Origin of the sequence: Antarctobacter sp., from assembly GCF_034670325.1 — a bacterium.
Lineage (GTDB): Bacteria > Pseudomonadota > Alphaproteobacteria > Rhodobacterales > Rhodobacteraceae > Antarctobacter.
The window spans coordinates 221,448-240,467 of sequence record NZ_JAXMNR010000001.1; the positions used below are offsets into that span (position 1 = coordinate 221,448).

Consider the following 19,020-nt stretch of genomic DNA (forward strand, 5'->3'; position numbering starts at 1 on the left):
GTATCGCTGAGATGGCGACATATTCGGTTACGAGTTTCAACTGGAATTCCGCGTCCTTCTGGGGCGGCATCTCGCAGAGCAGGGCCGGTCACACGCTGGATTTCTCCAGCCTTGGATCGGGGTATTCGGTCAATTACAACACCGTCAGCGGCGCGCTGCAAATCTCCAACGGGTCCACGACGTATACCGTCGGCGACAGGTACTTCACCGGGACCAGCGATGCGGATCTGGGCGGCAGAACGCAATTCGAATTCTTCACCACCGTTCGCCTCCCTGATGGATCGGATTTCTACGCTGGCAGCGACCGCAGCGAAAACATCGATCTGGGCGGTGGTAGCGATACGATTTTCACCTCTGACGGCAACGACACTGTCACCGGCATTGACGGCGATGATTTCGTCAACCTAGGCGATGGCGACGAAAGCGTCACCGCGACAGGCGGCAACAATACCATCCTCGGCGGCGACGGCGACGATACGCTGAGTTCGGATTCCGGGTCGGACGAGCTACAGGGCGGCGCGGGCGCAGACGTGATCAACGCTCTTGGCGGCGACAATACGATTGACGGCGGCACAGGCGCGGACAGCATCATCGCAGGTGCGGGGGCGGACCTGATCACCGGCGGATCCGGTCAGGACACCATCGATGGCGGCGGCGGCAACGACACGATCTATGGCGACAGCTCTGATCTGGGTGTCAGCGCCGGTACGCTGTCCTCCTTCGATTTCGATACGGTCAGCGAAACAGGCGATACCGGCACCGGCGTCATCGGGTCCTATGCCGTTTACGACAACATCGGCGTTACCGATGAGGGCGTGGTGGTACAGGCCCGCCTGACCGTGCTCGACGCGGACGATCCGAACATCCAGATCGAGTTCAACACCAACTCTGTCTACATCAACCGCGATGGCGCATCGGACTCGGGCACCGGCGTGACGCTGGGGTTCGAATTCTTCGATCAGGCGACGGGTGAGCCGATCAAGATCACCGGCTCTTTCACCTTTCAGGACATCGACACCACAGCCGAAAGCGTCACAGCCCAGACCGCCGATGTTGTCAGCCTTGGACTCGCCACTGCGCCGACCACCAACCTGAGCGCCACCGATACAGGCGAGGAACTGGGCGCGCAGTCCGATGGTACCAGTTCTGGTAATGCGGATGAGAACCACTGGGCGCAATTCGCTTATGTCGATCAGCAGCAACTGGTGTTCGAGGTCACCTCGCGCGGGGCCGGCACGAACTATGCCTTCTCGACAACTGGCTTTTCCAACCCGCCCACAGTGATCAACGCCACCCCTGAAAGTCAGGATGATGTGATCGACGGCGGCGCGGGCGGTGATTTCATCGACGGCATGGCGGGCAACGACACCATCGACGGCGGGGCGGACAACGATACGCTTCAGGGCGGGGACGGCAACGACTCGGTTCTTGGCGGTTCTGGCGACGACTCGCTCGACGGCGGCGCGGGGCAGGATACGCTGGACGGTGGCAGTGGCGATGACTACCTCGACGGCGGGGCCGACGGCGACCTGATGCGCGGCGGCGACGGCGCAGACACTCTGAACGCGGTGACTGGCGCAGACACTGTCTTTGGCGACGCCGACAATGACCGGATACTGCTCGAAGGCTCTGATTTCGACAGAGTGGTGACCGGCGGTGAGACCGTCACCACCGGCACCGATTTCGACGTGCTCGACTTTTCCAACGAGAGCGACGCGGGCGACACCATCTCTGTGACCTTCAGCGGTGACGAGGCGGGCAGCGTTTCGATCCGCGGCCAGACGGTCACATTCTCCGAGATCGAGGGGATCGAAGCGACACAGGGCAACGATTCCATCGATGCGACCGCAAACACGTCCGGCGTTTATCTGGATGGCCACGCCGGTGACGACACACTGCATTATGGCCAAGGCTCCAGCACGGTCTACGGCGGCGACGGCAATGATCTGATCGACGATCAGGCGGCCGTACAGCATGCAGGCGACGACTACCTTGACGGTGGCGCGGGGTCCGACACGATCTATGCGGGCCAGGGCAATGACACGGTCCTTGGCGGCGCGGACAACGATTTCATCTACGGTGAGGGTGGCGCAGATTCGCTGGATGGTGGCGCGGGCGACGACTACATCGTCGGCGGGGGCGACGCCGAAACCATCACCGGCGGCACAGGCAGCGACACGATCATTTCCGGGGGCGGGGCGGATGTCCTGTCCGGTGGTGCGGATGGTGACTTGTTTGTGCTCGACGATGGATTTGGCAGCGACACCATCACTGGCGGCGAGGCGGGCACCGACGCCGACACCATCGACATGCAGGCCGTGGCGAGCGGCGTCACGGTCGATATGTCGGGGTCCGACCCAGAGGCGGGGACCATTTCTGACGGCACAGGCACGCTGTCCTATTCACAGATCGAAACGATCCAGCTGGGCACCGGGCGCGACACGATCGTGCTGGGCGGTGGCGACAGCCAGTCGATCACCGGCTTCGACATAAGCGATTCCGGTGACGGCACGTCCCAAGATCAAATCGACGTCTCCGGGATGCTGGACGGTTCGGGCAACCCGGTCTCGACCGAGGATGTGGCCGTTTCGGACACCAACGGCGACGGCAGCGGCGATGCCATCCTGACCTTCCCCGACGGCACATCGCTGACCCTGATCGGCGTGTCCTCCTCGGCCGTTGCCACTCCGACCCAGCTAGAGGCCATCGGCGTGCCGCCTGCGGTCTCGGACAATTTCATCGTCTCGGGCACCGCAGGGGACGACACCATCAACACAGCCTACACTGGCGACCCCGACGGCGACCGGATCGACAACTCCGACTACCCGGTGAACTCCAACGACGACATCGTGCAGGCGGGCGCGGGCGACGACGTGATCGACGCGGGGGCCGGGAACGACACGGTGTTTGGCGACTCTGGCGATGACGAGATCTTTCTCGATGTCCAGCTCGACAATGACAGCATCGTCGGCGGCGAAAGCGGCGAGACCCAAGGCGACCGGATCAACTTTTCGACCATCTCGGACGACATCACCATCGTTTACACAGGCGCAGAAACCGGCACGCTGACGGACGGCGTCAACACCACCACTTTCGAGGAAATCGAGCGGTTCCAGATGGGCACCGGCAACGACAGCGTTGTCGGCTCCGATGGGGCGGAACACATCATCGGCAACTACGGCGATGACACGATCCTTGGCGGCGGCGGCAACGACACGATTTTCTCCGGCTTCGACAATGACAGCGTTTCGGGCGGCGCGGGTGACGACAGCCTGCTGACCTCCTCGGGCGCGGACACGGTCGAGGGCGGCGCAGGCAACGACATCATCGATGTCGGCGCAGGCGACGGGGAACAGGACGTGGTGGTGCTGGCCGACGGGTCCGGCGATGACGTGATTTCCAGCTTTGAGGCCCCCACGGACCTTGGCGGCGGAGCCTTTGTTGGCAACGACCTGCTGGACGTGAGCGCCTTGACCGATCTCGACGGCAACCCGGTCACAACCGGAGATGTCACCGTCACCGACACGGCAGGCGACGGATCGGGCCACGCGATTCTGACCTTTCCCAACGGCGAGTCCATCACCCTTGTCGGCGTTTCGATCTCCGAGGTGCAAACCCCCGAGCAACTGAACGCCATGGGCATCCCGCTTAGCCCCGGCGATTTCATCGTCGAGGGAACGGCAACGGGCGATCTGATCGGCGCGGTCTACGCAGACGACCCCAACGGTGACTTCGTCGACAACAGTGACGGCATCGGCGGCAGCCAGGATGATACCATCCTTGCCTACGGCGGCGATGATACCGTCCTGGCGGGCCTTGGCGACGACAGCGTTCTTGGAGGAACCGGCGACGACTCGCTGGAGGGCGCAAGCGGGTCTGACACGCTGGACGGCGGCGACGGCGCGGATGTTCTGCTGGGCGGCGCAGACGGCGACTTGCTTATCGGGGGCGCGGACGCGGATTCATTTGTGCTGGCACCCGGGTTTGGCGCAGACACCATCGCGGGCGGCGAATCCGCCACCACTGGCAGTGATAACGACACCCTCGACGCCTCCGCGGTCCCCGGTCCCGTTACGGTCACCTATACCGGCGACGAGGCCGGAACGATCAGTGACGGCACCGACAGCGCGGGTTTCTCGGAAATAGAGGCGCTGACGCTTGGCGGCGGAAATGACAGCGTCGACGGCAGCGCCGACAGCGCCGGGATGGCGGTCTTTGCCGGTGACGGTAGTGACAACCTGACCGGCGGTTCCGGCGACGACATGCTGGACGGCGGCGCAGGTGCTGACAGCCTGACCGGCGGCGCGGGCGCAGACACTCTTTCTGGTGGCGACGGGGCCGACACGATCAACGCGGGTTCCGGCGACGTGGCGACAGGCGGCGACGGCGACGACGTGTTCAACGTCACGGCAGGCGATGTGTCCGGCGCAAACCTGACCATCACCGGCGGAGAAACCGGCGAAGCCGGCGGCGACACGCTGAATGTCACCGGACCGGCGGTCGTCACCATGACAGGCGCGGAATCCGGCACTGTCACGTGGAATGACGGCTCCACGCTCACCTTCTCGGAAATCGAGAACGTCAACTACACGCCCTGCTTTACTCCCGGCACGATGATCAAAACCACAAGAGGCGAGGTCGATGCGGCGGCAATCGCGCGCGGCGACCGGGTGCTGACCCGCGACAACGGCTACAAACGGGTGCTATGGGCTGGAACCAAAACCCTGAGTGGGGCCACGCTGGCCGCCTGCCCCGACCTGCGCCCGATCCGCATTCTGGCGGGCGCATTGGGGCGCGGCGTACCGGAACGCGACATGCTGGTCTCCCCCCAACACCGGGTCGTCATGGGCGGCGCAACGGTGGAACTGCTGTTCGGCGAAGACGAGGTTCTTGTCGCGGCGAGCTACCTTGTCGGCCGCCCGGGCATCACCCGAGAATCGCCGCCCGATGGCATCACCTACGTACATTTCATGTTCAACGCCCATGAACTGGTCATGTCCGACGGCGCATGGACCGAAAGTTTTCAGCCCGGCGACCTGTCATTGGCAGGTCTGGATTCGGCGCAACGCTCAGAACTATTGGCGCTGTTTCCGGAACTGTCCAACGCCCCGGGCCGAAGCTCTTACACCGCCGCGCGTGCCTCACTGAAGGCCGAACAGGCGCGGATTTTGCTGGCGGCCTGACTGCCGGGGGCTCTGCCCCCGGACGCCTGTGGTGTTGTCAAACTAAAGCACGGGGCGCTTGGCAGAGGCTTGCGTGTATTATCCGGTGCGGCCCCAAATTCGGCGAGGCCGCACGCCCTTTTCAGCCCAGCATGTCCAGCAATGCCCGCGAAGGTTCGCCGGTCACCGTCAATCCCTTTGAGGTCTGGTAGGCCCTGATTGCCGCCTCAGTTTTTTTGCCGAACACCCCGTCCGGTGTCCCCGCGTCAAACCCTGCCCGCGTCAGGCCGCGTTGCAGGGCTTTGCGCTCTTCCTGGCTCAGCCCGTATTTGTCGCGACCAAAGTCACCCACCAAGGGCCCCGCACCGGCAAGACGGTCCGCAAGATAGCCCACAGCCAGTCCATAGTTCTCGGAAGGGTTGTACCGGAGGATCATGTTGAAGTTGTGGAAGACCAGAAAGGCCGGTTTGCCGACGCCCATCGGGGCAAGGATCGCGGCGGACCCGTGATCAGGCAGCGATCCCCCCCGCGCGGTGCGCACGCCCAGGTCCTGAAACCGCGAGACGGCAGCCCGGTTTTTGCGTCCTGTCGGCCCAGAATATCCCTGCGGCAGACGCACCTCAATGCCCCATGGCGCACCCCGCTTCCAGCCCGCGCGCGACACAAAGCGCGCCGTGGTGGCGAAGGCGTCAATCGGGTTCTCTGACCAGATATCCCGCTTGCCGTCACCGTCGAAATCAACCGCGTTTGCCTGGTAGGCGTTGGGGATCAATTGCGTGTGACCCATCGCCCCGGCCCAGCTTCCGACCAGTTGATCGGGTCGGGCGTCACCCGTCTGGACGATTCTCAAAGCATCCATCAAGTTTGATTCGAAAAAGCGACCGCGCCGCCCTTCCCACGCTAGGGTCGACGTGGCCGAGATCACCGGGATCTTGCCACGCTTGGTTCCGAAGTAACTCTCAACGCCCCAGATCGAGGCCATGACCTGCGCCGGGACACCGTACTGGGCCTCAACACGGTCAAGCGCGCTACGTTGCCGCGCAAAGGCGCTTCGGCCAAACTTGACCTTTTCCTCCGGCGCGACGATGGCGATGTAATCCTCCAGCGTGCGACGGAATTCCGTCTGGTTGCGATCACGCTCTATCACGCCGGGCAAAAAGCCTTGCCCACGAAAGGCGCGGTCCAGTGTTCCCTGTGTAATCCCCTGTGACATGGCGCGTGTCTTGAACGCTGCAACCCACTGATCATAAGCTGGATTCGGCTGCGGCCGCAGACCCGGCTCCAGCGCCGGATCAGGTCGCGCAACCTGCGGGAGCGCGCCTCCTCCGGGCAGACACCCGGCCAACACGACTCCCGATAGTCCCAGCCCAAAATCTCTTCTGGTCAGACGCATGTCTTGTCTCCTGCCCGATGTTGCCGCCGCTACGCTAGAACGACATCGCGTACAACCACAACCGCGCCGGTTGCGATGGGCGGATCACGACCAATTCACCAAAACGATCATGCCGACGACAGCAATCAGGATGATCGGCAGCCACCAGCGGTTCCAGATCGGCGTAGGGCAAAAGCAATAGCTGCACGTACTGGTTCCATAGCGAAGATCATGGTTGCAGCTGCACTTGAACGGACGGAAACTCACGACATTTCATCCCGTTGTAAAAACGGTACACTCATCTAATCTTAATATATATTCCAAGCACTTAATGAACAGCACAAAATATCATCACTTCGCGTCAACCGGTTGCGAAAGTTGGGGCAGGAGCCAAAGCTAGACCTCAATCGGCGACGCATTTCCGCACTCTGCAAGATGGACAAATGGGGTGCGAAACGGGGTGCTGTTGGCGGTGGCTGCGGACAGGAACCCACCGGGGATCGTCGTCGCCATGGCAAGTGCCTGAGCAAGGGGAACACCCACCTCGTGAGTCATCACGCGAATCGCTTGGGGCATCGTCAGATCGGCCCCCGCGAGCGTGCCATCCTCCAACGTCAGCCGCCCCTCTGCCCGCAGAACGCGTCGCCCGCCCAGCCGAAACTCCTGCAACCCGGACGCGAGCGTGGCCATGGCGTCGGTCACAAGAAACAACTGGCCCGGCCCACGCTTGGCCGCAACCGCAGCGCGTAGTGCCGCCGGATGCACATGCACGCCATCGGCGATGATCCCGGCCGAAACCGTCCCCGCATCCAGCGCCGCGCCGACAAGGCCCGGTTCGCGGTGCCGCAGCGGACTCATGGCGTTGAACAGATGGGTGACGCAGCGCGCCCCGGCGGAAAATGCCACCATGGCCTTTTCATAACTGCAATCGCTGTGGCCCAAAGAGATCAGCGCCCCGGCCCGGGCAAGCCGCGCGATCTGCGCGGGGCGCGTGTTTTCGGGGGCCACGGTCAGCTTGAGCAACGGCAGTCTTTGCGCGGCCTGCTCCAGCAGATCCACATCCGCCTCTGTCATCGGGCGGATGAGGTCCGGGTCATGCGCGCCCTTGCGCGTAACGGAAAGGTGCGGGCCTTCAAGGTGCAAACCCGCGATGCCCGGCACACCGTCGGCAATGGCCGCCACCACCGCCTCTATCGCGGCGCGGGTGCGGGCTGGCGTGTCGGTGATCAGCGTCGGCAGGAAGGCCCGCGTTCCGGTCGAGGCATGTGCGGCGGCGATCACGCGCAAGCCTTCGACGCTGGTTTCGTCGTTGAACATCACGCCGCCGCCGCCATTGGCCTGCAAGTCCACAAACCCGGGCGTCAGTACGCCGCCTTTCATGTCTACAGACTTGCCGGTTGGGGCCTCGGATGCCGGCAGGACGGCGACTGCCACGCCATCCTCAACGACAAGGACCGCGTCGTCGTGCAGCTTGGTTCCGTCAAACACCTGCGCGCCGGAATAGATGACCCGCGTCATGCCCCACGCTCCGCCGCGTTGCGTGCCATCCGCAAGGCACCATCCAACGCCGTACCTGCGGCCGGGACCAACCGCGCCTGTACTGCCAGGGGCAGCCAATCCGCATAGACTGGCCCCAATCCCCCCACCAGACAAACCGGCGCGCGCCCCTCTGGGTCAAGCGCATCCAGCGCCCGGCACAGGTAGTCGGCCCCCTCCTGCAAGAGCGCGCTGCCGTGGGCATCTTGGGCCGAGGCAGCAACGCGCGGTGCCAATCTTGCATAATCCACCGGCTGCGCCGTGGCCGCGTAGCGCACGATGTCCATCGCCGTTCCCCCAGTTTCCTCCAGCACGGCGCGGGTCAGAGCGGAGTGCTCTTCCAGCCCGTCATGACACAACAGGACCCGTTCCAGCAGATTCCGCCCCAGCCACGCGCCTGACGCCTGATCCGACACCTGCAGTCCCCAGCCGCCGATCCGGACCAGCGTGCCCCCCATCCGCGCCGCCAGAACCGACCCGGTCCCAACCGAAACCAGCACCCCGTCGCCAGCGCCCAGCGCCCCGGCGACGGCAGTCTCAAGATCGTCGCTCACTGTGACATTGAACAGACCGCTGCCCGCCGCAATCCGTGCCGTCACCTCAGGACTCAGAGCACCGGCCAGTCCAAGATGGCCGACAGAGCGTTTCAAGGCCTCTTCGCCCAGTCCCGCAGATGCCAGCGCGGCCTGTAGTGCCAGTCGCGCGTTCGATATGGCCTGATCAAGGTCGGTGGTGGCGTTGGCTGGACCCGCGCTTCCCTCACCCAACACGCGCCCCGCAGACGTCGCGACAACCGCCCGACAGCCGGAACCGCCACCGTCAACCGCGATTAAAAGAGTGTTGGTATTCTGCCCCATACCCGGATCATTGGCACAGGCGCGCTGCATGAAAAAGCCTCTATTCCAACGGATCACCCGCCTTATGGCATCATACCGGGAGGGACGATGCGGCAGGCAACGGACACTGACACGCAGCATGGCCACGATGAAACGCCGCCTGTGACGATACCGCTGTGGCACCTGTGGGCGCCCTTGGCCGACGCCCACCGCGCAAAGGTCACGTCACCCCGGCGAGCGTTCCGCCCAACCGGCAAAGACCTTTTCCAGCGCCACAACCACGTAGTAGAGCAGTATCCCCATCAGGGCGAGCGCGATCAGGACGGCGAACATCAGCGGATAATCCGAGTTCGTTTTGCCACTGTCGAACAACGCCCCCAACCCGCGCCCGTGGGGAGAGACGATCTCCATCAGGTTGGTCCCGATAAAAGCCAGCGTGACGGCCACCTTCAGCGCGCCAAAGAACTCTGGCAGGGTTTTGGGCAGGGCAATCTTCCAAAAAATCGTGGCCTGCGAAGCCCCCAGAGAGCGCAGGATATCGCGATACTCCGGCTCTAACGTCGACAAACCGATCGAGACAGAGACCGCGATGGGAAAGAAGGAAATCATAAAGGCGATCAGGATGGTGTTAAAGTTGTGCTGACCGACAAACAGCAACGCCACAATCGGCACCACCGTCGCCTTGGGAACCGCGTTGAACCCCACCAGCAGCGGATACAACGCGTCGCGCATCACGCGAGAAAAGCCCATGACCATGCCCACAAGCACGCCAAAGATGATCGCCACGACCAGACCGACGACCGTTCGCCACAACGTCTGCCAGCCCATCGTCAGGAACAGGCTCCAGTATTTCGCATAGGCCGGCGGCAGGTCCGACGGCGAAGCCATGACGTAATTCGGCCAGCCGTTCGCCCAGACAAGGAACTCCCAGAGCAGGCCAAAGACGACCATCGCGGCGATGGGGACAAGGAATTTTTGCAGGCTCATTGCACCGACTCCGCCGGAGAGCGCCCTTGCGCGACTTGAATCTGGTGGCGCAGGGTGTTCAGCGCCTCCGCGCTTTCGGGCGTATAGAGATGTTCGATATCGCGCTCTCCGGTCAGGTGCACCTCCATCACGTATTGCGTCCGTGCAGGCCGCCCGGACAGAACCACCACCTGATCGGCCAGAAAGATCGACTCGCGCAGATCATGGGTGATCAGCACGCCGGTAAAGGGCTCCTCGGCCTTGACCCGGTGCATGGTCTGCCAGAGGTCCTCACGGGTAAAGGCATCCAGTGCGCCGAAAGGCTCATCAAGGATCAGCACGTCTGGTTTGTGTACGATGGCACGGCACAAGGAGGCGCGCTGGCGCATCCCGCCGGACAGTTCGCTGGGGCGTTTGTCCTCGAACCCCTCCAGCCCGACCAGTGCAAGCAGATGGCGGGCGCGTTCTTCCTTTTCGCGCTTACCCATCCCGGTCGACACGATTTCCAGCGGCAACATGACGTTTTGCAGGATCGTCCGCCATTCCAGCAGGACCGGGTTCTGAAAGGCCATACCTACGGTCGAACGCGGCCCCTTGACCCGCTCGCCATGCAGCCAAACCTCACCCTCGTCGGGTTTCATCAGTCCGGCGACCAGCCGGGTCAGCGTGGATTTTCCGCAACCCGATGGCCCGACCACCGCGACAAAGCCGCCCTCGGGCACGCTCAGTTCCAATCCGTCCAGCACCGGCAAGGGGCCGGCCTGTGTCTTGTAGGCGTGCCGGACGCCCTTGATCTCGATCAGCGGTTGCGACACGCGGCACGCTCCTTGCAGCAAAAGACCCGCGGCACGCAACGCGCCGCGGGCCAGATCAAAGTTACTTCAACATACGCGCCGAAGCGTCGGGCAGATAAGCGTCGGTGAAGTAAAGCGCCGCATCGGGGGCGTTCTGGAACTCATAGGTCTCGGCCAGTTGCTCCAGCGCGGCGTCCAGACGCGCCGGGTCAATGCCGCCCATACCGAATTCCAGCGCGAACGCCGTCATCACGTTGGCGTCTATGGAAAGTTCCAGACGGCGCTGCTCCAGCGCGGCGTCCGCCGCCGGGTTACGCTCGATCAGGCTGGCGATGGCGGGTTCGGGGTCCGCGATGGCGTCTTTCCAGCCCGCCGCGACGGCGGTCAGAAAGCCGGTGATCACCGCAGGGTTTGCAGCGGCATAGTCGGTGTTGACGATGATCGCGTTGCCATAAAGCTGCAGGCCGTAGTCCGCCATCAGGATGGTCGAGATGTCATCCTCTGGCACGCCAAGACGCACAAGGTTCAGGTAGGACGAGAAGGAAAAGCCGGTCACGGCGTCCACGTTGCCCTCTGCCAGCATCGGCTCACGGGTTGGGAACCCTACCGGCTCAACCGTGATCTTGCTCACGTCCAGATCGTTGGCGGTGGCAAAGGCGGGGAACTGCGCCCAAGCGCCATCCGGCGGCGGCGCGCCAAGAATTTTGCCCTCAAGATCCTTGGGGACCTCGATCCCCAGCGACTTGCGCCCGACGATGGCAAAGGGCGGCTTGTCATAGATCATCATGACCGCCGTCACCGGCGCGCCGGGGTTCTGATCAAGGAACTTTATCAAAGAGTTGATGTCGGCAAAGCCCACCGGAAATGCGCCGGTCGCCACCTTCGGGATCGCATCAAGAGACCCCTGCCCGGCCGAAATCTCGACCGACAGATCCTGCTCTCCGAAATAGCCCTTGTCGATGGCGACGAAATACGGCGCAGCCGGTCCTTCGAATTTCCAGTCAAGCGCGAAAGGCACGGCGGTTTCCGCAATTGCGGCACCCGCCATCACAACGGTCGCGGCGAAGGCCGCAAAACTATGTCTAAACATGGTCACTCCCTGAGATCAGTCCCGCGCGACACTGCTGCAGGTCAGGGACAAGGGGAACCACGCGCCGTCCGGCCAAGACCCAGCGATCCGGGTAGCGACACTTTTTTGGGACAAGGGGCGCGTATCGCCCATTTATTATGCAAGCACGCAATGAGATGAGGTCTTTTTCCTGCGGAAAGCACCTCCCTTCGCAGTCGCCGCCCGAGCACAGGACGACGCCGGGTCAGGTTTTATAACCGGAACATGACGACCGCAGAGAGCGCGGGTCGACAGGAACCCCTTTGGAAACCTGTCGGCACCAGTCAAAGACCCACCAGAAATCCGCGCAGATTTTCTTCGGCGAAATCCAGAATAAACGTGTCGTTAAGTTTTCCATCGGTGATCTTTGCGTTGGCCGACGGAACGACAATTTCTTTGCAGGCAAAAGTGTCCGCAAGCATGCCGTTCAATACATACTTCAGATGTCCTTGTGCCCGCACGCCCCCCAGAGCCCCGCCGGAGACAGAGATGACAAAGCATTTCTTTCCCTTGAACACGGATTCAAACGCCGGTCGCGACGCCCAGTCGATCGCGTTTTTCAGAACGCCGGGGATGCTGTAATTATACTCGGGCGTCACGAACACGACCCCGTCCGCATCGCGCAGCTGGGTGATCAGCTCCGTCACCGGGGGGACATCGCCCAGATCGGCATTGTAGTGTGGCAACCCACCGATGTCGGCAAAGCTGCACACCACATCAGATCCCAGACGATCAACAAGCGCGCGCGCAGTCGCCATTGATGCGGATGCGGATCGCAGGCTTCCGATCACGAAAAGCAGTTTGGTCATAGAGTTCTTCTCTCTTGGGTCACAGGCGCGCGAGCCATGTCGCGATTGAAGGGAACGCAATAATCAACGCCAGCGAGGCGAGCATTGCGACAACGAATGGAAGTGCGCCGCGAAAGATCTCGCCAACCTTGAGGTCGGGGTCATCCATCGCCGATTTGATCGTGTAGACGGACAGCCCGAAAGGCGGCGTCAGCAATCCGATCTCAACAGCAACCACGGTCAGAACGCCAAACCAGATCAGGTCAAAGTCAGCGGCATTGGCCACGGGCAAGGCGATTGGCAGCATGATCAACATGATCGAGATCGAGTCGATCAGACAACCGAGGGCGATGATGATCAGCAGGTAAAGCAGCAGAAAGCCGAACGGTCCAACCGGGCCAGACAAAAAGAACTCTGCCAATTCGCGCGGCACACCGGACAAAGCAAGCATTCGGCTGAAGAACGTGGCAGCCATGATCAGGAGCAGGACAGACACGGTGATCTGGCCAGTTTCTACCAGTAACTTCCATAGCGTTCCGTTGCCCAGCGATTTGCGCAGCAATGCGATGACCAGTGCGCCAAATGCACCCGCGGCACCGGCCTCGGTCGGGTTGAAGAACCCGCCGTACAATCCGCCCAGAACCAACAGCATCAGACTGACGATCGGTATGGATTTTCGGACGACCTCACCCCCGGTGATGTCGTGAAACGCGTTTGTGTCCTCTGTGTCGGTAAAGACGAAGTCCTTTTTGGTTTTGGCCAGCAAAATGATCGTCGCGGAAAACATCACCGCCAGCAGCAGGCCGGGGCCAATGCCCGCCAGAAACATCCGTCCGACAGATTCTTCGGCCAGGACGGCATAAACGATCATCAACAGCGATGGGGGGATCATCATGCCCAGCACGGACGACCCGGCCACGACGCCTGTCGCGAATTTCTTGGTATATCCGTGTCGCGTCATTTCCGGCACAGCCACGCGACTAAAGACTGTTGCCGATGCGATGGAGATGCCCGTGATAGAGGCGAACACGGCATTGGCAAAGACCGTGGCGATACCAAGCCCCGCAGTCACCCGTTTCAGCAGACGTTCAAAGACATCGAACGTGTCCTTACCCACACCGGACACCGTCACCAACAGCCCCATCAGAACAAACAGCGGCACCACGGCGAACAGGTATTCCTGCAGCGAGTCATTTGCCACGGCGCCGATCATACGGGTCGCGACAACATCGTTCCGCATCAAGGCGACGCCCGCAAAAGACACAAGCAGCATGCCGATTCCAATGGGCAAACCGATATAGATCAGCAGGATCAGCGCGCCGATTGCGTAGGTCCCAATTTCAATAGGGGTCATCGGGGATCAGCTCCTGTGTCGGACGTCCGCAGATTGCTCGCAGCGCGCACGATGAATTCGATTGCGGCGACGGTCACGCCCAGCAGGATCATGGCGCGAAACGGCCACGTCGGCAGCGTTGCGATGCCGGTGACGCCGATGAATTCGCCCGAGTTGAAGTCTTTTTCGAAAATCCTCAGGGTCGACCACGCGATCAGGCCCAGCATCGCCGCACCGACAAGATTGAACAGGGCGGCAATCAGTGCCCCCAGTTTGGGAAAGCGCCGCTTTATCGGTGGCAGAAAGATCTCTGTCCGCGCCAGCCTGTTGGCCCGCACCGTCGTTGCAAGTTGCAGGTAGACGATCATCACAAGAACCAGCGCCCCAAGTTCCGATACCAGCGGCAACGACGCGCCCAGCAGGTTGCGGAAAATGATGTCGGAACAAATGATAACCATCAGCACGCCGATCATCAGTGTCCCGATGACCGCAAGACCTTCGACGACAAACGCCCAGATGCGCGCAATGCCGTGTCCGCTGTGCCCACGCTTTGCGCGGGCACTATTGGGGTTTTTCTCGGTTTTCACGGGTCTGGACCGTTACTTGTCCCAGTCGCGCGCAGGGGTTTCACCCGCTTTGCGCAACGCGTCCATGTACTCTGTCAGGAAAGCCGTTCCCGGCGCGCCTTGCGCATCCACGGCTGCGGCCCACTCACCAGCCAAGTCAGGCAGCATATCGACCCATGCCTGACGTTCGCCCGCAGGCATCTGGACAATGGTCACGGGGGGCGTTTGGGTCGCACCGTTCTTGACCATCAGGTTCAGCATCAGCTCATGGCGATCCACCATGTCCTGACCATGGCTTTCGGTATAGTATTTCCCGGCCTCGATCATCGCCGCCTGTACCGGTTCCGGCAGGCCGTCCCACGTGTCGCGGTTGATGGCGATGGCACCCGAAAAGGCCGCGCCGGCATCAAAGCGGTTGATGTAGGGGGCCACTTCGTAAAGCTTGATCGGCATCGCCCCAAGCGCCAGCGTCAAGGCGCCATCGGACACCCCCGTCTGCACATCCGTGTAGAATGTCGTCAACGCGCCGTCGACGGCGTTGGCGCCTGTTCCGCGCAGCCAGCTCCCCAAGACACCGGGAGCGGACAATTTCATTCTGTTGATATCGGCAATGCCGGTCAGCGGTTGCTTGGTGTAGATATCGTAAAGGTCGGTTGCGGTCAGGCCCAGGACCTTCAGGTTGTGATCTTCCCATTCGGCGCGGAAGGCAGCGTTCGTTTCCAGCAGCTCTTCCATGACGTCCAGCAGGACCGGAGGGTTCGCGGTGGCAAACGGCGTGTTCGTGGACACCTGGCTAAGCGGAAGCTGCGCCGGTTCCAGGAATGAAAACACCCAGCCCACGTCGGTAATGCCCTCTTCGACCGAACTCAGCGTGGCATTCGCCTTGTACAGGGTGCCGCCAAAGGCCTCATTCCAAGAGATCTCGTAGTCTCCGGTCTCGGCAAGGATTTCATCCGTGCGGGCCATGAAATGCGTCTGGATCATGCCAACCCACGGCACAACGGTCGGATGGCTAGACGCCACCGTCAGATAGACCGTCTCTTGCGCCAGAAGCGCCGCCGGAAAGGCGATCGCCGCCGCCATTGTTCCCAGAATAGTCTTCATTGTCTTCCTCCCTAGATGTTCATTTGATTTCAAAAGTTTGCGTCGAGAAATCGAGCCGCACGTCGATAGTGCCCTCGTTGATCATCCACGGGCGTACCGTGAACGTGCGTGCTCCGCTTCGATGCATGGGGTCGCGCTCCGCAATGGCGATGGCCTCTGCGCGCGAACCGGCGCGCACAACGACCATGCCTTCCCCCTCCCACTGGTTTTCGTCGTCAGTCCAGAGCGGTCCGGCAGCGTACAGGATGCTGTCCTTTTCAAGCCCGACCTGAAACGCAAGATGCGCCTCCAGATTGGCAAAGACCGCGCCCAGCCCGTCGGTTGGCGTCGTGAAGATCGCGTAAAGCTGCTTTTGCAGCATCGCACTGCTGGCCTCCCGCACTGCGGCGGCAGGCACGGCCTTGGGATTATCCGCCTCACTCATGTATTGCTCCTCCCTGATCGCAAATCGGTGTCAGCCAGCCTTGCGCGCGCTGGTCAGTTCAGCCCGGATCTCATCACCGTGCTCATCCAGCGTCGGGGGTGGCAGAACCTCATATTCGAGCGTGTCATCAAAGCTGTAAGGCGGGCGCACCGTTGTGAACTTGCCCATCTCCGGGTGCTCTGAACTGACCGCGATCCGCAGATGTTTGGCTTGCGGATCTTCCAACGCTTCGTCAGCGTCATAGGCCGGTGAATGCGGGACTTCTGCCGCCTCAAACCGTTTGCACCACGTCTCACGCGTCTGCGACTTGAAGACCGGCGTCATGATCTCGATCATCTCGTCTTGATGCTTGATACGCTCCAGACGGTCCGCGAACCTTGGGTCGTCTTTCAAGACCTCCTGCCCGGTGGCCGACAGGAATCCCTCCCAGAACTTGGTGGGCGAAGACAGGTGAATGGCCACCCATTTGCCGTCGCTGCATTCGAACGTGTAGCTTTGCGAGACAACCGGGCGCGACAGCGGCCCCATGACCTCTCCCACTGAGTAATGGTGCGTAAAGCTGTCGAGGTTGAAATGCGTCATCGCTTCAAGCATGGAGATATCCAGCCTGCGGCCCTTGCCGGTGCTGCCCCGTTCCACCAGCGCCGCCAGAATCCCCATCGCGGCGTATTGGCCGGTGACGGAATCCGCGATCGCGGGGCCGATAACCCGGGGATTGGCCGGAGGCGTCAGCAACCGCAAATAGCCGCTGGCGGCCTGCGCTACCGTGTCATAGGCGGGTCTGTCGCGATACGGGCCTGACTTGCCGAAACCAGAAATCGCACAATAGATCAGGGACGGGTTGATCTTGCGCAGATCGTCCTCGCCCGCGCCCAGCTTTTCCGCCACCCCGGGACGAAAGTTCTGAATAAACACATCCGCCGAGGCGATCAGTTCGTGAAACGTCGCCAGATCGTCCGGCTGCTTTGTGTCCAGCGCAATCGAACGCTTGTTGCGATTGTAGGTCTGGTAATGCGGAGAGTAGAGGCCGCCCTTAAACGCCCGGAACGGGTCACCCTGACCGGGGCGTTCAACCTTGATCACATCGGCACCCAGATCGGCAAGATGCATCGAAGCTGCGGGCCCGGTGATATAGGTGCCCATTTCAACAACGCGGATATCCTTTAGAATTTTGACCATGATTCCGCCTCAAGCTGATTTTTCTGTGTGGGACTCTGGGGCTTCACCATCGTAGGAGATCGCCAGATCTGCCTGATGGGACATGATGAACCCGATGGACCTCAGAGATTCCTCATAGAGATGTGCGGCCAGTCCGGCCGTGCGCGCCAGCAGAGGCACCGCTTTGAGCGCCTCAAGCGGCCAGCCCGCATCCAGTATCACCGCCGGAATGGCACCCGACACGTTGATCGGCAGCGGACGGTTGATGATCCCCGGAGCATGTTTGGCAAGAACGTGCAGAGTTTCGATGTACCGCCCGGTCACGCCCAGATCGTCGGCAATCTCCAACAGCTTATTGGCACGCGGGTCACCGTCACTGTGTTGCGGATGGCCAAGACCGGGCACTTTCTTGCGTTGCGCCTTGAGGCTCATCAGGCTTGCGATGGCTGCGGTCTCAAGTTCGGTGCCGTCTGCATCCGCTTTTTCCATGACCTCTGCCAGGAACCGCCCCGAAACCTCGGTGCTGCCAGCCACCACAGAGCCCATACCCAGAAGGCCCGCCGCCATTGCCCCCTGCCATGCGTCCGGACCCGCGGCGAGCGTCATACGTGCGGCCTGTACGCTGGGGACCAGACCGTGCTCGGCAATAGCGACAAGGCACGCATCAAGCACCTTGCGTTGCTCAGGCGTTGGCTTTTGCCCGATCACCAGCAGCCAGAAATAGTCGCTGAAATCGATCTGACCGATCAAATCATCGCACAGGTCATAGCCGCGGACCGTGATCGATTCAGCATCTGATGTCGCGATTGCCGTGTACGCCTGATCCTGCTTGCCAATTCGCATCCCACACCTCTTTTCGCATACCGAAAATTTTTTCTCTTGCCGAAAGCATTGCAGCGATTTAAGGTTTCGTCAAGCTTCAATGTTTTGCCGCTGTGACAGCGCATCATTGGACACGAAACAAAGAGACGCGGCTCTCTTGGGAAGTGGAAAAATGCGGAATGCCTGAACCAAGCGAACGTCACGATCAGGGCAAGAAAAATACCGGCAGGAAGCGCGGCGAAGCTGTCGCCGAGAGACCCGCCGAATTCGTCGAGGCTCTTGCAAAGGGCCTTGCGATTATTGAGAGTTTCGACGTCGGCAGCCCTGAGATGACGCTCAGTGAAATTGCCCGCAAGGTCGGGCTAAGCCCGGCCGCCGCACGTCGCAGCCTGATCACCCTATCGACGCTTGGCTATGTCGGGCAAAGCAACAAGCGCTTTCATCTGCGGCCCAAGATCATGACCCTTGGGTCGGCGTTCTATTACTCGGCGCGAATCGATGAGGTGCTTCAGCCGTTTTTGCGTGATCTGGTGGCCAAGTTCGGCGATGCCTCTTCTGTCGGAACGCTGGACGGCAAGGACGTCATTTATATCGCGCACAGTTCTGTGCAACGTGCCCGTCGGGCCGCAGCGGTTGTCGGGGCGCGGTATCCGGCCTACGCCACATCACTGGGACGAGTTCTGCTTGCCGGGCTTTCTGAGGATGCTCTGGACGCCTATTTCGACGGCCTTGTCATTGCGCCGCTGACATCGAAGACAATCACCGATCCTGTTGCGTTGCGTGCCGAAATCGATGCGGTTCGCGAAGCGCATTATTCGACCACCGTCGATCAGCTTGATTACGGGATCACCGCGCTCGCCGTGCCGATCCGTGCTGTGGATGGTCGGACAATCGCCGCTCTGAATACATCCGGTTACAGCGGCATGATCGATGCCGACTACCTGATCCGCGAACGCCTGCCCGAAATGCGGGTCGTCGCGTCCAGCATTGCTCAGTCCCTCACGCGTTATCCCGCACTGGCGACGGTGATCGGACAATAACAAAGAGACAC

General features: G+C 61.6%; 15 protein-coding genes. 2 read left to right on the forward strand and 13 right to left on the reverse strand.

Translation table 11 applies throughout. The features are described 5' to 3' along the window. The first annotated feature begins 11 nt into the window (after positions 1 to 11). The gene (locus VOI21_RS01125; RefSeq protein WP_323766854.1) at positions 12 to 5,183 is read left to right on the forward strand and encodes a Hint domain-containing protein; all 5,172 of its coding nucleotides are present in this window, start codon (positions 12 to 14) and stop codon (positions 5,181 to 5,183) included. A gap of 121 nt (positions 5,184 to 5,304) precedes the next feature. Here VOI21_RS01125 and VOI21_RS01130 read toward each other — a convergent pair whose 3' ends face one another. The 13 genes from VOI21_RS01130 to VOI21_RS01190 all read right to left on the reverse strand — a co-directional run bounded on the left by VOI21_RS01130 (position 5,305) and on the right by VOI21_RS01190 (position 17,990). Continuing rightward, positions 5,305 to 6,555 carry a lytic murein transglycosylase gene (locus tag VOI21_RS01130; protein ID WP_323766856.1) on the reverse strand — a complete coding sequence of 417 codons (1,251 nt, stop codon included), beginning with the start codon at positions 6,553 to 6,555 and terminating at the stop codon, positions 5,305 to 5,307. Between the two features lie 375 nt (positions 6,556 to 6,930). Then, positions 6,931 to 8,052, reverse strand: coding sequence for an N-acetylglucosamine-6-phosphate deacetylase (gene nagA / locus VOI21_RS01135; RefSeq protein ID WP_323766858.1), 1,122 nt, complete (start codon positions 8,050 to 8,052; stop codon positions 6,931 to 6,933). Next, positions 8,049 to 8,957: a BadF/BadG/BcrA/BcrD ATPase family protein gene (locus VOI21_RS01140; RefSeq protein WP_323766860.1), complete on the reverse strand. Its 909-nt coding sequence runs from the start codon at positions 8,955 to 8,957 to the stop codon at positions 8,049 to 8,051. The genes nagA and VOI21_RS01140 overlap by 4 nt, the downstream gene beginning before the upstream one ends. A 174-nt stretch (positions 8,958 to 9,131) precedes the next feature. Next, positions 9,132 to 9,893, reverse strand: a complete 762-nt coding sequence (locus VOI21_RS01145) for an ABC transporter permease (protein ID WP_323766862.1) — start codon at positions 9,891 to 9,893, stop codon at positions 9,132 to 9,134. Next, on the reverse strand, positions 9,890 to 10,687 hold the full coding sequence (locus tag VOI21_RS01150) for an ABC transporter ATP-binding protein (RefSeq protein ID WP_323766864.1): 798 nt from the start codon (positions 10,685 to 10,687) through the stop codon (positions 9,890 to 9,892). The genes VOI21_RS01145 and VOI21_RS01150 overlap by 4 nt, the downstream gene beginning before the upstream one ends. A gap of 61 nt (positions 10,688 to 10,748) precedes the next feature. Beyond that, entirely contained in the window at positions 10,749 to 11,756 is a 1,008-nt protein-coding gene (locus tag VOI21_RS01155) for an ABC transporter substrate-binding protein (protein WP_323766866.1), read from the reverse strand. A gap of 302 nt (positions 11,757 to 12,058) precedes the next feature. Next, positions 12,059 to 12,583 (reverse strand): NADPH-dependent FMN reductase, encoded by a 525-nt coding sequence (locus tag VOI21_RS01160; RefSeq protein ID WP_323766868.1) that lies wholly within the window; start codon positions 12,581 to 12,583, stop codon positions 12,059 to 12,061. A gap of 19 nt (positions 12,584 to 12,602) precedes the next feature. Beyond that, a complete protein-coding gene (locus VOI21_RS01165) occupies positions 12,603 to 13,916 on the reverse strand; it encodes a TRAP transporter large permease (protein ID WP_323766870.1) in 1,314 nt (437 codons plus the stop codon). Continuing rightward, entirely contained in the window at positions 13,913 to 14,482 is a 570-nt protein-coding gene (locus VOI21_RS01170; protein WP_323766872.1) for a TRAP transporter small permease, read from the reverse strand. The genes VOI21_RS01165 and VOI21_RS01170 overlap by 4 nt, the downstream gene beginning before the upstream one ends. Before the next feature lie 12 nt (positions 14,483 to 14,494). Further along, positions 14,495 to 15,565 (reverse strand): C4-dicarboxylate TRAP transporter substrate-binding protein, encoded by a 1,071-nt coding sequence (locus tag VOI21_RS01175; RefSeq protein WP_323766874.1) that lies wholly within the window; start codon positions 15,563 to 15,565, stop codon positions 14,495 to 14,497. A gap of 19 nt (positions 15,566 to 15,584) precedes the next feature. Then, positions 15,585 to 15,989 carry a YciI family protein gene (locus tag VOI21_RS01180; RefSeq protein ID WP_323766876.1) on the reverse strand — a complete coding sequence of 135 codons (405 nt, stop codon included), beginning with the start codon at positions 15,987 to 15,989 and terminating at the stop codon, positions 15,585 to 15,587. A 30-nt stretch (positions 15,990 to 16,019) separates the two neighbouring features. Beyond that, positions 16,020 to 17,168 (reverse strand): CaiB/BaiF CoA-transferase family protein, encoded by a 1,149-nt coding sequence (locus VOI21_RS01185; RefSeq protein WP_323766878.1) that lies wholly within the window; start codon positions 17,166 to 17,168, stop codon positions 16,020 to 16,022. Between the two features lie 9 nt (positions 17,169 to 17,177). After that, entirely contained in the window at positions 17,178 to 17,990 is an 813-nt protein-coding gene (locus VOI21_RS01190; RefSeq protein ID WP_323766880.1) for a citryl-CoA lyase, read from the reverse strand. 92 nt (positions 17,991 to 18,082) lie between these two features. On the opposite strand from VOI21_RS01190, the gene VOI21_RS01195 reads away from it, so the two are divergent. After that, on the forward strand, positions 18,083 to 19,009 hold the full coding sequence (locus VOI21_RS01195) for an IclR family transcriptional regulator domain-containing protein (RefSeq protein WP_323766882.1): 927 nt from the start codon (positions 18,083 to 18,085) through the stop codon (positions 19,007 to 19,009). Positions 19,010 to 19,020: the final 11 nt, after the last annotated feature.